The following is a 13,995-nucleotide window of genomic DNA, read 5'->3' as shown; positions in this document are numbered from 1 at the left end:
GGACCAGAATTATGGCACGCACTTTAACCCTCAACGCATTCTTGCTAACTACCGGGCACCACGAGTCCTCGTGGCGATTGCCCGAGAGCGACCCCCATGCAGGAACAGAAGTTGACCACTACATTCGCTTGGCGCAGCTTGCGGAAAAGGCCAAACTCGACGCAATCTTCTTTGCTGACGGACCGGTGCTTCAAGGGCCGGTGGCACAACGACCAGCCGGAATCCTGGACCCGGTGACACTGCTTTCCGCTATTGCGCCGGTGACTAAAAATATTGGACTGATCGCTACGGCTTCCACTAGCTACAACGATCCTTATAACCTTGCTCGCCGGTTCGCAACGCTGGATCTGATCAGCAATGGACGAGCAGGCTGGAATGTTGTGACCACTGCCGGTGACGCAGCTGCGCAGAATTTTTCCCAACAGTCACAGCTTGATAGTTCACAGCGCTACGCCAGGGCGCATGAGTTCCTGAGCGTGGTGAAAAAATTGTGGAATTCGTGGGAGCCAGATGCGGTCATCGCTGACAAGGCAAGTGGCACGTGGGCGGATCCGGCCAAGATTCATCCAGCCGCTCATGTGGGGAGCACTTCCAGGTAGCGGGAGCGCTGAACGTTCCGCGTTCGCCTCAAGGACACCCGGTGATTATTCAAGCCGGAGCCTCACAGGCGGGCAAGGAATTTGCCGGTCAATGGGCTGAAGCTATATTCACGGCTCATCAGTCCTTCGAATCAGCAAGGGACTTCTATCAAGAGATCAAGACCAAGGCCGTGGGCTACGGACGCTCCGAGCAGTCCGTCAAAGTTTTGCCGGGTATCGTTCCCATCCTCGGATCAACGGAAGCTGAAGCTCTTGAGCTGGCTGATGCCTTGGATGACTTGATTCTTCCGGAGTATGCAAAGAAGACCTTGGCGCAGCAACTGCAAGTAGCCCCGGATGTTTTGGAGCTTGACGAGGTGCTCCCCGAGGGGCTGGAGACAGCGACTTCCAAGGAAAAATCCACCTCACGTCGCGACCTGATTTTGGATCTGGGATACCGCAAAAATCTGACGGTTCGTCAGATTATTCGTGAACTCGGCTCAGGACGTGGTCACCAGACATTTGCTGGAACCCCTGAGCAGCTGGCGGACCGAATCGAATACTGGTTCAAGGCAGGTGCCGCTGATGGCTTCAACATCATGGCTCCGGTATTGCCCTCGGGCCTTGAAACCTTTGCCGAACACGTTGTTCCGTTGTTGCAGCAACGCAAGCTCTTCCGAACTGACTACGATCAGAGCACTCTGCGTGGTCACTACGGGCTTGAAGTGCCCACCGTCGATCATGCGGGCCTTGTTCACTAGTTACACTCAAACGCGCTGATGGCTCAAAGATCTAGTAGCTCACGCCAACAAAAATCGCGGATGCCATGGGAGCGGGTCCCATCGGTCCTTGCACCAATTCACCCTTGGAACTACTGGGCACAAAACGACGCTTGGACTCGTGATTTCACACGAGTCCAAGCGTCGTTACTGCGTAACTTCAGAGGTTGTTGCGTATCAGCCTAGTCGGCTTCAGCTTCGGCTTCTGCGGCTTCTTCCTCAGCCTTTTCCTGATGGATGGCTTCAGCTAGAAGCTTCTCCATCTCCTTGGCAACACCCGCGGCTGATGCAGGGTTCTGTCCGGTCACCAATCGTTCGGAAACCTGAACATTTTCTTCGAAGTTATCGACGGCAATGTGGTTTGCGCCCTGCTCGGTGAGCTTGTCTGCAAGGAAGAACGGAATGACCTTGTCCTTGCCCGCTGCAACTTCTTCATCATTCGTGAAGGCTGCGACATCCTTGCCACTAAGGAGCTTCAAACCGTGATGCAACTCGACATCAAGGAGTCCCGCTGGACCGTGGCAAACAGCACCGACAACGCCACCCTTGTTGTAAATGCCACCAACAAGTTTCTGAAGGCCTTCGTTATTAGGGAAGTCCCACATGGTGCCGTGTCCACCTACGAGGTACACGGCGTCGTACTGTTCTGGATCAACAACTTCTACCCTGGCAGTGTTGTAAAGCCCAGCGCGGGTGGTCTCATCTTCAGTAAATTGAACTTGGATTGGGTCGTCGGTATCGACGGTGTCCCGTGGCGGCTGACCGCCCTTAATTGAAGCAAAGTCGACAAAGTGTCCTGAATCTCGGAAGACCTTCCAAGGGTGGGCTGCCTCTGCCACGTTGTAGCCGGTGGGCTCTCCTCCTGCACCGAGTTCGGAAACGCTGGTTAGGACCATGAGGATTTTCTTCACGGAGTACTCCTTTCGCATTTGTCCTTTCAGACTTATACAAACGGCGTTCAAGTTCAACCTGACTGATGGGGTTTTCAGACTTCTATATGATTCTTCCCTGACTTGGTGATGGCTAATTTGAGCAAAGCATCAGCCTTGCCAGCAACCTGTTGGCCAAACCGATCGAAGCTAGCGGACACTGCTCGGCGCTGAGCCCGCGATCTCGCAACGAAGTAACGGAGCATGTGAGTGCCAAAGCGGCTCATCATCATGTGTCATCTCGAAAATGGCGCTCTGGCTACAATTCATAAATTTCTACAATGTGGAACTAACCTTTCGTTTTTCAACCTCTTGCGGATACGCTGAATCTCGATTGGAACAATTCATATAAGTGAAAGTGAGCAGTCATGAGTCAGACCGTTCTTCAGCGTCATCTTTTCGGCCCAGGTCCATGTAACCCGTACCCGGAAGCAACGGCAGCTCTTGGCCTGCCACTGCTGGGACACCTGGATCCTGCGTTCATTGCCCGGATGGATCATGTAGCCGAGGGACTGCGAACACTGTGGGGCACACAAAACCTGCGCACCCTTCCGCTGAGCGCTACCGGATCAGCTGGAATGGAAGCTGCGTTTGTGAACACCATCAATCCCGGTGATGTCGCTGTGATTGCTATTAACGGTCTGTTCGGCGAGCGCATGTGCGAAGTTGCCTCACGTGTTGGTGCCGAAGTGGTCCGCGTGGATCACGAATACGGCACTCCGATTGATGCGCAGCGTGTGGCTGACGCTCACCCGAATCCTTCGGTGATTGCTGGTGTGCATGCAGAAACAAGTACCGGTGTGCTTTCGGACATTGCTGCCTTGGGCGCTATCAAGGGTGACGCGCTGCTGATCACGGATGCGGTAACTTCCATTGGCGGTATGCCGGTACTGGCTGATGAGTGGGGGATCGATGTGGGATACGCCGGCACCCAGAAGTGCATTGGTGTGGCCCCAGGTTTGGCTCCGTTCACCATCTCCGACCGTGCCTTTGAACGTCGAGTACAGAAGCCACAATCGTGGTACTTAGACCTCGGACTGCTCGGAGGTTACGCCACCGGTTCTGCGGGCGGCGGTCGTACCTATCACCACACTGCACCGGTGGCCATGGTTGCCTCGCTGGAGGCGGAATTGATCGAATTCTGTCCGAAGGATTGGATGCGGTGACCGCTCGGCATCAAGAAGCTGGCTCGTTGTTGCAGGATGGTTTGCAAGAGATGGGCCTGACGCTCTTCGCCCAAGAAGGACACCGGCTCCCGCAGTTGACCACCGTGAATGTTCCAGAAGGTGTGGACTCGGCGAAGGTGCGCGGCTATCTGCTGGATCGCTTGAACATCGAGATTGGTGGTGGTGTTGGTCAGTATGCCAGCACCGTATGGCGTATTGGCCTGATGGGGCCAAACGCCAACCCGGGTTCGGTAGCGCTGTTGTTGACGGCGCTGAAAGAAGCCATCTCCAAGGCGTAAAGAAGACCAAGGGAAATCAAAAAACACTACGACGGCCAGTACTTATTTTCTAGATCAGCTTTCCTCATGGCTCATAGTCCGATACTGTCGGCTATATCATTCGTTTCGACATGAGAGAAGGCAGAAGGATGAAAGCCCTTTTTGATTTCAGTTTCAAAAAGTTCGTAACTCCGTCCATCGTCAAGTTTGTCTACATCTTGATCATGGTCCTGTTGGTTATTGCCTACCTCGGCATGGTGATCAGCGCTTTTACGGAAAGCACCATGCTCGGACTGTTGGTTTTGATCATCATCGGACCACTATTCGTTTTGATCTACCTTGTTTTGATCCGCGCTGGACTTGAGTCGCTGATTGCTTCGATCCGTACCGCGGAGAACACTTCGGAACTTGTCCGACTTGCTGGTGGCACACCACCAGCTGAAGCAGGACGTGGATCGTTGCCAAATAACCCACCAGCACCACAGGGTTACAACCCAACAACGCAGTACCCATCGCAGGGTGGCGCACAGGTTCGCCCGGCTGATCCGGACAACAGTGGTACCACTCCACCACCAAATCCGTACCAGAAGTAAAGTCAGCAAAGAGAAATGATCCGCACCAATTGGTGCGGATCATTTCGCTTAAATTGAGGGTTCCACGTTTTGCTTACCAGTCGTTAGTTGCTTTGAGTGAAAGCACCGGACAACCAGCTTGAAGCAGCACTCTTTGAGCGACACTACCCATGATGAACTTTCCCATTGGGGTGCGCTTGCGCAGTCCAATGACAATGAGCTCGGCTCGTTGAGCTTCTGCCACTTGCAAAATCTGGTCTGCGGCATCGATGCCCTGGGTTTGACGCTGAATCCAGAAATCTACTCCGGATTCAGCCAATCGTGCTTCCAGATCGTGATGCTGTTTAGCATCGATGAGCCGATCATCAACTAGTTGGTCTCCTTTGGAGGAGTTCACCACAATCAACCTTGCTTGTCTTGCTGTTGATTCTTTGATGGCCCGCTCCAAAGCAGCTTCACCCTCAGGGAGGGGATGTAGCCTACAACGATGCTCATGAGTTCTCCCTTTCGTCGTCGTCTGCGGTCGTGCCCGAAACTCCGGCCTTGTGCTTTGGCTGGTCGGCCACTTCGCCAAGGACAGCTTCAGCAACAACATCATGGCGGCCACGGGAACGACGGATGTAAGTAATCACGGCTGGCAGTACTAGCAGTACCGCGATCAATACGTAGATCCCGATCGCTAATGGTTCACTCCAGATTCCTGACACACTGCCCGAGGAGAGCTGGAAGGTTTTGCGCAGTTGTTCCTCGGCCATCGGCCCGATGATGACACCAAGGATCAGTGGCAGCACTGGCAATCCGAAGCGACGCAGTGCAAAGCCCAACAGACCAATGAGCAGCAAGATCCACAAGTCTGCTACCTGCATGTTCACGGAGAACGCGCCCAGGGTAGCGAAGAACAAGATGCCCGCGTACAGGTAGGGGCGAGGAATCTTCAAAAGCTTGGCCCACAGTGGCGCCAACGGCAAGTTGATCAGCAGCAACAACGTGTTGCCGATAAACAGGCTGGCAATCAGTGCCCATACCAAATCGGGTTCATTCTCGAAGAGGAACGGGCCAGGCTGGATGCCCTTCATGGTCAAGAACGCCAACATCACCGCAGCGGTCGCGTTGGTTGGCAGGCCCAAGGCCAGCATTGGCGTCAGTGTTCCGGCAGCTGAAGCGTTGTTAGCAGCTTCTGGACCAGCAACACCTTCGATGGCACCGTGGCCAAATTCCTCAGGGTGCTTGGAGAGCTTCTTCTCTGTTACGTAAGACAAGAAGGTTGGAACCTCGGCGCCGCCGGCAGGCAATGCACCAAAAGGGAATCCGAAGGCGGTGCCGCGAAGCCATGGCTTCCAGGAACGCTTCCAATCTTCCTTACCCATCCACGGAGTACCGACAGGAATGGTGTGCGCCGGAGTGCGGCGCAGGTGAGCGGCGATCCACAGCGCCTCACCAATAGCAAAGATTGCCACGGCGACAACTACGATGTCGATACCGTCAATCAGCGGAGCAAAGCCGAAGGTTAGACGCTTCTGACCGGACACAGGATCCATGCCCACAAGACCAATAGCCAGCCCCAAACCGAGGGCAGCAAAACCGCGGATCTTTGACGAGCCCAAGACGGCAGTAACCGTGATCAGTGAAAGCACCATGATGGCAAAGTAACTTGGTGCGCCAAGGCTCACCGCAAACTTCACCACGATTGGTGTGACAGTCACCAGCAGCGCTGTACCGATGGTTCCGGCAACAAATGAGCCGATCGCAGCGGTGGCTAGTGCCTGAGATGCCCGTCCAGCCTTGGCCATCTTGTGGCCTTCAATGGCTGTGATGACGGTGGCCGACTCGCCTGGAGTATTAAGCAGGATGGAGGTGGTGGAACCACCGTACATACCGCCGTAGTAGATACCCGCAAACATGATCAAGGCACTAGATGTTTCCATGCCGAAGGTTAGTGGCAAAAGCAGTGCCACGGCCATCGCTGGACCAATGCCAGGAAGAACGCCAACTGCAGTACCCAAGACCACGCCAGCGAAAGCGAACAGCAGGTTGATCGGGGTCAGAGCGGATTCAAATCCGCCCATCAATAAATTGAATGTATCCATTTACAGCACCCCCGAGAGAATTCCGGCGGGCAGTTTGATGCCCAACCCCAAGTAGAAGCCGTAGAAAGATCCAAACGCCAGTACCAGCGAGATCACCGCGGTGAGGGCCCAACGGCGAGCGCCCAAGCTAGTTGCAACGCCGAAGAACAGGATCGTTCCGGAAATAACCCAACCGGCCCAGTTGATCAGCAACAGGTTCAAGACGAAGAAGCCAAGTAGCGGCACAAGTACCTTCCAGTCCGAAGGCTGGCTCAGATCAACGTCTTCACCCTCATCTCCTTCAGCGAGGTTGCCTCGGGCCACGGTGATGCTCAGGGCAATAGAGGAGAGCACTAGGATTCCTGACACCAGGTAGGGCACTGCCTTAGGCCCGATAGCGTCAGCCTGGGAGTACGTCGCATGTAATTGCGACGCGTCAACAAACACAATGATTCCGACGAGAAGAAGAAACGCGGCGAACAACAGTTCGACGCGTTTCTTCTTTGCGGTATTTACTGCGCTCACGCCAGACCCAGGGTCTTCAGGACGCTTGCTACACGCTCATCCTGTTCGGTGAGGAAAGCAGAGAAATCATCACCGGTCATGAACGCGTCGGTCCAACCGTTAGTTTTCAGTGCTTCTTTCCACTGCTCGGAGTCGTGCATTTCGGTCATCAGCTCGACCCACTTGGTCTTGTCCTCATCAGAGATACCTGGAGGGGCAACCAGCCCACGCCAGTTTGAGAACACCAAGTCGATATCAGATTCCTTCAACGTTGGAGCGTCAACACCTTCAAGGCTCTTTTCGCCACTGGTTGCCAGAACTCGAACCGAGCCCTTTTCGATCTGCTGCATGTACTCGCCAGCACCCGAGGCTGCAAAGCCGACCTTGTTGCCCAAGATGGCTGGCAGTAGATCGCCACCGCCGTCGAAGGAAACGAAGTTCACGTCCTTAGGGTCAATACCAACAGCTTCTGCCAACTGCATTGGAAGCAGGTGGTCAGGACCGCCAGGGAGGAGCCGCCACCGACGGAGATCTTTCCTGGATCCTTCTTCCACGCTGCGACCAAATCGTCGATGGTCTTGTATGGCGAATCCTTGGAGACCATGATGGCTCCTGGCTCTTCGATCAGCTTGGCGATTGGGGTGGTATCGGTCAGCTTTCCATCGGTGTCATTGGTGTAGCTGGCACCAACTACGCCCAGACCCATGAGCATGGCCAGATCGCCATTGCCCTTTTCGTTGATCATGCGGGCCAGACCTACGGTGCCACCAGCGCCGGCTAGGTTAAACACTTCTGGATTGGTGGCCAGCTTGGCTTCGTCCATGACCTTGGCGCCCACGCGTGCGGTGGTGTCGTATCCGCCACCTGGAGTATTAGGGACCATGATGCGCAGGTTGGCGATTGGTGCGTCTGACGTTCCGGCGTCGGATCCCGACTTCTCAGAGGTAACGCCACAGCCGGTGGCCCCCAAGGCCAGGGCTGCAGTGGCGGCGAAGACCGTCAGGGCACGGAAGGATTTGAAACTTTTCATTGATTGCAGCCTCATTGCTTGAATCGTAGTTGCGAGTAGTTCCACAGTAAGCATGGATGTGAACTAGGTCACTCTTACGTACGCAAAGAAAATACTGTTCATTGTGTAACCGCGAATTGTGATTTGAGTCATCAAAAAGTTCGGTAAAGTTGCTGGGTGCCCCAAAGGCGGGGAAGAAATGAATCTTGGATAAGGATGTGTCTGTGAGTTTAAAAGCTTCAAAATTCACCGACATCTTTGCTCGCAGGATTTCCTTGGCCGGACAGTACCTCATCTTGCAGTTACTGATTATCGCGGTAGTGCTGGCGGGAGTAGTTGCTGTCTCGCTAACTCAGTCCACCAACAACTTTGAAAAGGTGGAAGGCCGGCGCAGCCTTTCAGCGGCAGAGTCTTTAGCTGCTAACCCGCTGATGCGCGCACTCATGCCTAAAGCAGCACCGGAAATGGGATCAGCGCTTCCCGCGATGGCTGAAACCACGCGAAGTACCTCGGGGCTGCAATTTGTCACCCTCGCAGATGAGCATGGCACCGTGGTCACCTCCACCTTCCCTGATGAAGTTGGAACCTCAATCCTGCAGCCAGAATCCTCTGTGGCCCAAGGTAGGGGCTGGGCCGGCGAAATAGACCGCAACGGCAGTCACGTGCTCATTGCGCAGGTGCCGGTACTCGACGATGACGGAAAGCTTGTAGGCATCGTCAGTGCCGGGCAAAGCTACCCCAGCACTCAAGAACTCATCCAAGAGATTGCACCCAGCGCGCTGATTACACTGTTCATCTCAGTGATCCTCGGAACTGTCGGTTCAGTTTTACTTTCGCGCAGGGTCAAGCATCAAACCCGCGGCATGGAACCGCAGGAGATCGCCGAACTCTTTGAACACCGTGAAGCGCTGTTGCATGGGGTGAAGGAAGGAATCATTTCGGTCTCACCGGATAGCCGAATCATGCTGGCCAACGATACCGCCATCGAACTATTGCAACTGCCGTTACATTGCGTGGGTAAAAAGCTCACAGAACTGGAAATAGCACCACAGGTCAGTAGGGCCTTGATGACAAAGCAACAACACCCCGACCGGCAGTTCCTCATTGGAGAACGCGTTGTTGTCTTCAACCGAATGCCCGTGAAGACTGCCCGCAAAGATCTTGGATCTGTGACGACCTTCCGTGACCGGACCGAGCTGACTTTACTTGAGCAAGAGCTTGGCGACAGCAAGGCCACCGCAGACATGCTGCGAGCCCAGACGCACGAATTTGCCAATCATCTACATGCCATCTCCGGGCTCATCCAGCTAGAGGAATACAACGAGGTGGTTCGCTTCATCGATGGCGTCAGCTTCAGCCGCAGCAAAGTCTTTGAAAACCTCGCGGCGCAAATGGCCGAGCCCACGATCTCTGCCTTGCTCATAGCCAAAGCCAGCGTGGCTGCAGAACGAGGAATCCGACTTGAAGTTTCGCAAGACTCAAGTCTGGGACGAGGGGACGACCAGAGTGCAAGGGACCTAACCACGGTGCTAGGCAATCTCATTGATAACGCCATTGATGCTGTCGCCGAGATTGATCAGCCAACGATCAATCTCTCCATCAATGACCTCGATGGACTGATAACCGTCATTGTCGGTGACAATGGATCTGGGATTGCTGATGAAGCGATGAATGAAATTTTCACTCAAGGATTCTCCACAAAGGACACCACCGTCTCAGGCGGCAGGGGCTTTGGCCTGGCACTGAGCCGACTGGTTTGTCGGCGCCGTGGAGGAGATATTGAAGCGATCAATGACAATGGCGCACGATTTACCGCAACACTCAGAAAGTAGGACCTATCCAGTGATCAAAGTTCTGGTGATCGACGATGACTTTATGGTGGCAAGAGTGCACGCCGGATTTGTCAGCAAGGAGCCAGGGTTCACCGTTGCAGGGATAGCGCATACCGCCAAGGACGCCATCACGGCCACCCAAGAGCTGAACCCTGACTTGGCCTTACTGGACATCCACCTGCCAGATATGAATGGTCTGGACCTATTACAACGGTTACGCAAAGTTCAACCGAACCTAGATATTTTGGTGATTAGCGCCGCCCGGGAAATGGATACGGTTCGCCGCGCACTACGAGGCGGTATCGTGCATTACCTGATGAAGCCCTTCTCGTGGGATGACCTACGCGAAAGACTGGGGCACTACGCCAAGACCTACCAGCCATTAGATGAGGCCACCGACCAAGAAATGGAACAAGCCGACGTGAATCGTCTCTTCGGCCTTGGCGGACAGACTCGTCGCCCACTGCCCAAAGGCTGCAGCGCGGAAACCATGGTGCTGGTGGAAAACATCGTCAAGGACGCAACCGAACCCATCTCGGCCACAGAGACAGCAGAAAAACTTGGCACCTCACGAGTGAGCGCTCGCCGGTATTTGGAGTACTTAACTGAGGAAAGCATGGTCCAAGTGAACTTACGATATGGGGGAGTCGGGCGTCCAGAACGCCGGTATTCCTGGAACAAGTAGCACGCTATCTGACGAGCAAGGCCGCTTCTTTCATCCGTTGAGGATGCAAGAAACGGCCTTTAGTCATCGGTGGGTTAGCTGAGCAATACGGAGATCAGCCGTACCGAGGATGCAATGATGGCAACCAAGCCGAGAAGGCCGAACAGGTTGTGCCACCACCGGTTACGAAGTTCTCCCATAACGTGGACGTTGTTGGCCATGAGAACCAGAAGCACTCCCAACAGTGGTGCGATAAGGACGGTCAACGATTGCGCGATGACGATTAGTCCTACGGGCGAGGATTGGAAAGCAAGGGTTACTAACAGCCCAAAAGCCAAGATGAGTCCGGTAACGATTCGCGCGGTGGGCGATCCACTCTTAGACCCCTTTCCCAGTGCATCTGACATCATCGTTCCGCCAGCAGTGGCATTGGCAATCATTGATGAGAACGCTGCGCCAGATAGGCCGAGGGCAAAGATCACGGTTCCCACCGGTCCAGCCAGTGGCTCAAAGATGGCGGCTAGTCCATTGATGGTTCCTGCTTGCGAACCCGTTGATCCGAGGACGGCTGCAGAAACCATGATCACCAAGGCGGTCATGATCCCCGGAGCCACAATGCCAGGAATGGTGTCGACAAGCGTGATATCTCGGTAATCTGCACGCGATCTCGCATTTTCTTTGATGCCATACGAGTTGTAGAACGCTGCGTTGATGGAGAAGTTGGTACCCACCAGAGCCACAACAAGAATTTCGCTTCCGGCAGGCAGCTGCGGCACTAATCCGGCAGCAGACTGGTACCAATCTGGTTTGGCAATCACTGCGCTGGCAATAAAGGCGACGGCCATCAGGGCAACGATCACCAACAAGGCTTTTTCAACTATGCCGTAGACATTGCGGAAGGCGAGAATCAGACCCACTCCGGCGGTACAGATGACCGTCCATAAGATCGGTGATCCGCCAAACACCATCGATAGCCCAAGACCGGAGCCAACTGCGTTGCCTACGGAGAACATCAAGGTAATACCAAAAACACCAAAGCCTGCGGCGATGCCCGTGGCTTTACCTAGATGATCTTTGATTGCGGTAATGAGCGAACTTGGCGAAGACAGGCCAAAGCGCACACTCATGTCGGTGAAGAAAATCATGAGAATCGTTGAGATGGCGATGACCCATAACAAGCTGTATCCATAGCGGCTACCTGCTTGAACCGCAGTGGTCAGGTTTCCAGGTCCAAATTGCCATGCGCCCACTACAAAAGCTGGACCCATGAGTGCAAGATAGCCCAGAAAAGTACGACGCTTTCGGGTTCCAGCACCATTGTTGTTTCTTACCGGGCGCTGCTGACTGCCGTAATTGGACGAGGCTACGACGACATTGTTCGGCTCGCTCATTACGAGTCCTCCTTTTGGTACGAACTCATTGTTGCTAAAGATTCAGGGAAAAGAAAACGGTAGGTACTGCATTGGGGTGGCACTTCTTCGTGCCACCCCACAGCAACTCAACGATTAGACGGAAACGGTCACTTTGCCAAGGTTCGCTGACTGTAGCGCCGCTGCAATTTCCTTGTCCGCGCCAGCAGCCAATGGAAGTAGTGGTGGACGGACGGTAGCGTGGTCCAGAATTCCACGGGCAACCAGCCCCTCCTTCAGCGCCACGGTGCCTTCCATGTGGGATCCGCGGTGGTAGACATTCTTCGTCACTGGCAGGATCCGATCGTGGATTGCCCGAGCAGCTGCATAATCCTTGGCCTTGCCTGCGGCGATCAGCTCCACCAATGGTTCAGGAGCAAGTCCACCGTAACCAACCAATGCGCCATCAACATCAAACATCGTGTGCAGCAGGTATTCGTCATGGCAGGTGAGGATCTGAAGATCCGGGTAAGTCTTGCGAAGAACAGGAATCTCGGTATCCCAGCGCTTCATATTGCGCACACCGTTCTTCGTGGCGAAGACGCCTTCTTGGCCTGCAATTTCCAGCTGAGTATCCAGGTCATAGGTGGCCTTGGTGGCATCTGGGTATTGGAACAGGATCAATGGCAAGCCGCTGGTCTCGTAGATTTCTTTGTACCGAGTCTGTGGCGCTCCCTGCTGGTAGCCGAAGCGCAACCATCCATGAGATGGGTAGACCAATCCGGCTGAAGCGCCGGCTTCAACGGCCCGCTGAGCTTCAAGAGCTGCGACGGTATTTCCTTCACCGGTGATTCCGGCAATGATGGGGATTTCGCCATTGACGGAGTTCTTGAATTCGCGGATGACCAAAGCCTGCTCATCTTGCGTGAGGAACGTGCCTTCGCCTGCGTGGCCAAGAACCACAAGGCCCTTGACGCCCTCGACACTGCCTAGCCAGGAGCCGAGTCGGTGAATGGCGTCGACGTCTACGCTGCCGTCGCAGTTGAAAGGGGTCACTGGTGCGGGAACCAGCCCGCGGAGATCGATGGTCATTAGAGCTACCTCCATGTAGTTCGGAAAACCCGCTAGAATGAAAACGATTGCGGGAACGTTTTCATTCTGACTTGTGGCACACGTCACTGTCAAGAGGTATTTTTTGTCAGATCCGAAATAGAGTGTCTACTAGGAATGAAGTGAACAGGAGAATTTAAATGGAACCGGTGATCCCGAGTGCGGCGGTAACGCTGAAAGATGTAGCAGTCGCTAGCGGAGTGAGTCTTTCAACAGCCAGCCGCGCCCTCGACGACCGCGGGAATGCTCCGCGTTCTGCCACAGCAGATCGGGTGCGGAAAGTGGCCGAGGAACTGGGCTATCGCCGTAATTCCTTCGCTTCGAATCTTCGCCGCGGACATACCCAGACGTTGGGAGTCTTGGTCCCTAGGCTCAGTGATACCGTCATGGCTTTGATGTTTGAGGAGATTGAGCGTGCTGCTGCGGCTCGCGGTTACTTTGCGATTGTCGCTACCTGCGGTGATGATCCGGAAGATGAAAGAAAATCAGCTCAGACGCTGTTGGACCGAAGCGTTGACGGCCTGATTCTTGCCACAGCGCGAGTCGAAGATGAATTACCAAAATATCTCAGGGATACCGGAATCGCTCATGCGCTGGTTCTGCGTACCGACGGTTTGAGCCCTTCGGCACTGGGTGATGATGAAGTGGGTGGGTATCTTGCCACACGACATCTACTGGATCTAGGGCACGAAAAAATTGCCGTCATTACAGGCCCCGCGTTTACTTCAACGGGTACGGCTCGACTTGCTGGGGCGCATAGAGCATTGGCTGAAGCAGGAATTTCTACACCTGAACCATGGATGGTTTCGGCCGGCTACGGCATCAAGAGTGGATACAGCGCAGGGGAAAAGCTGCTCAACAAAAAGCCAAATAACAGGCCCACCGCAATTTTTGCAGCCAACGACAATTTGGCCATGGGCGTGATGGCTGTGGCTAAGGAGCAAAATCTCGTCGTGGGCGAAGATATTTCTCTGGTTGGTTACAACGATATTCCTCAGTCGGAGCTTCTGCCCACGCCGCTGACTTCTGTGCGGATTCCATTGGAGCAAATCGCTAGCAAAGCGATTGACCTGATTGTTAGTCCAGTCAAAGGCCCAGAAATCCGAAAATTCATGCCAACTTTGATCCCTCGTGCTTCAAGCGGGAAGGCAAAGTAGAG

12 protein-coding genes and 2 pseudogenes are annotated in these 13,995 nt (G+C 54.4%); 7 read left to right on the top strand and 7 right to left on the bottom strand.

The window, feature by feature from the left end; translation table 11 throughout:
- Positions 1-11 precede the first annotated feature (11 nt).
- Positions 12-599 (top strand): LLM class flavin-dependent oxidoreductase, encoded by a 588-nt coding sequence (locus tag N6V40_RS17465; protein WP_315973712.1) that lies wholly within the window; start codon positions 12-14, stop codon positions 597-599.
- A complete protein-coding gene (locus N6V40_RS17460) occupies positions 542-1,339 on the top strand; it encodes an LLM class flavin-dependent oxidoreductase (protein WP_315973711.1) in 798 nt (265 codons plus the stop codon). Before N6V40_RS17465 ends, N6V40_RS17460 begins: the two co-directional genes overlap by 58 nt.
- Positions 1,340-1,539: 200 nt before the next feature.
- Here N6V40_RS17460 and N6V40_RS14870 read toward each other — a convergent pair whose 3' ends face one another.
- The gene (locus tag N6V40_RS14870; RefSeq protein WP_262198117.1) at positions 1,540-2,268 is read right to left on the bottom strand and encodes a type 1 glutamine amidotransferase domain-containing protein; all 729 of its coding nucleotides are present in this window, start codon (positions 2,266-2,268) and stop codon (positions 1,540-1,542) included.
- Between the two features lie 386 nt (positions 2,269-2,654).
- Here N6V40_RS14870 and N6V40_RS14865 point away from each other — a divergent pair.
- Positions 2,655-3,751: pseudogene (locus tag N6V40_RS14865) on the top strand (pyridoxal-phosphate-dependent aminotransferase family protein).
- A gap of 128 nt (positions 3,752-3,879) precedes the next feature.
- A complete protein-coding gene (locus N6V40_RS14860; RefSeq protein ID WP_262198116.1) occupies positions 3,880-4,323 on the top strand; it encodes a DUF4282 domain-containing protein in 444 nt (147 codons plus the stop codon).
- A 73-nt stretch (positions 4,324-4,396) separates the two neighbouring features.
- Here N6V40_RS14860 and N6V40_RS14855 read toward each other — a convergent pair whose 3' ends face one another.
- The 4 genes and pseudogenes from N6V40_RS14855 to N6V40_RS14840 all read right to left on the bottom strand — a co-directional run bounded on the left by N6V40_RS14855 (position 4,397) and on the right by N6V40_RS14840 (position 7,902).
- Positions 4,397-4,897 carry a universal stress protein gene (locus tag N6V40_RS14855; protein WP_315973812.1) on the bottom strand — a complete coding sequence of 167 codons (501 nt, stop codon included), beginning with the start codon at positions 4,895-4,897 and terminating at the stop codon, positions 4,397-4,399.
- Positions 4,794-6,389 carry a tripartite tricarboxylate transporter permease gene (locus N6V40_RS14850; RefSeq protein ID WP_262198115.1) on the bottom strand — a complete coding sequence of 532 codons (1,596 nt, stop codon included), beginning with the start codon at positions 6,387-6,389 and terminating at the stop codon, positions 4,794-4,796. Before N6V40_RS14850 ends, N6V40_RS14855 begins: the two co-directional genes overlap by 104 nt.
- Entirely contained in the window at positions 6,390-6,893 is a 504-nt protein-coding gene (locus tag N6V40_RS14845) for a tripartite tricarboxylate transporter TctB family protein (protein ID WP_262198114.1), read from the bottom strand. It abuts the gene before it with no gap.
- A pseudogene (locus N6V40_RS14840) lies at positions 6,890-7,902 on the bottom strand (Bug family tripartite tricarboxylate transporter substrate binding protein). The gene N6V40_RS14845 and the pseudogene N6V40_RS14840 overlap by 4 nt, the downstream one beginning before the upstream one ends.
- Positions 7,903-8,105: 203 nt before the next feature.
- Between N6V40_RS14840 and N6V40_RS14835 the strand changes: the two are divergent.
- Complete coding sequence (locus tag N6V40_RS14835; protein WP_242632566.1) at positions 8,106-9,713, top strand: sensor histidine kinase; 1,608 nt, start codon at positions 8,106-8,108, stop codon at positions 9,711-9,713.
- A gap of 10 nt (positions 9,714-9,723) precedes the next feature.
- Positions 9,724-10,398 (top strand): response regulator, encoded by a 675-nt coding sequence (locus tag N6V40_RS14830; protein WP_131089971.1) that lies wholly within the window; start codon positions 9,724-9,726, stop codon positions 10,396-10,398.
- A gap of 74 nt (positions 10,399-10,472) precedes the next feature.
- Here the strand turns inward: N6V40_RS14830 and N6V40_RS14825 are convergent, their stop codons facing one another.
- Both N6V40_RS14825 and N6V40_RS14820 read right to left on the bottom strand, forming a co-directional pair.
- Complete coding sequence (locus tag N6V40_RS14825; RefSeq protein WP_131089970.1) at positions 10,473-11,768, bottom strand: Nramp family divalent metal transporter; 1,296 nt, start codon at positions 11,766-11,768, stop codon at positions 10,473-10,475.
- 114 nt (positions 11,769-11,882) lie between these two features.
- Positions 11,883-12,818 (bottom strand): dihydrodipicolinate synthase family protein, encoded by a 936-nt coding sequence (locus N6V40_RS14820; protein WP_207306521.1) that lies wholly within the window; start codon positions 12,816-12,818, stop codon positions 11,883-11,885.
- A 158-nt stretch (positions 12,819-12,976) separates the two neighbouring features.
- On the opposite strand from N6V40_RS14820, the gene N6V40_RS14815 reads away from it, so the two are divergent.
- Positions 12,977-13,993, top strand: coding sequence for a LacI family DNA-binding transcriptional regulator (locus N6V40_RS14815; RefSeq protein ID WP_262198113.1), 1,017 nt, complete (start codon positions 12,977-12,979; stop codon positions 13,991-13,993).
- Positions 13,994-13,995 lie beyond the last annotated feature (2 nt).

Origin of the sequence: Glutamicibacter sp. M10 (assembly GCF_025452055.1) — a bacterium.
Taxonomy (GTDB): Bacteria; Actinomycetota; Actinomycetes; order Actinomycetales; family Micrococcaceae; genus Glutamicibacter.
This window is presented reverse-complemented; position numbering and strand designations above follow the sequence as displayed.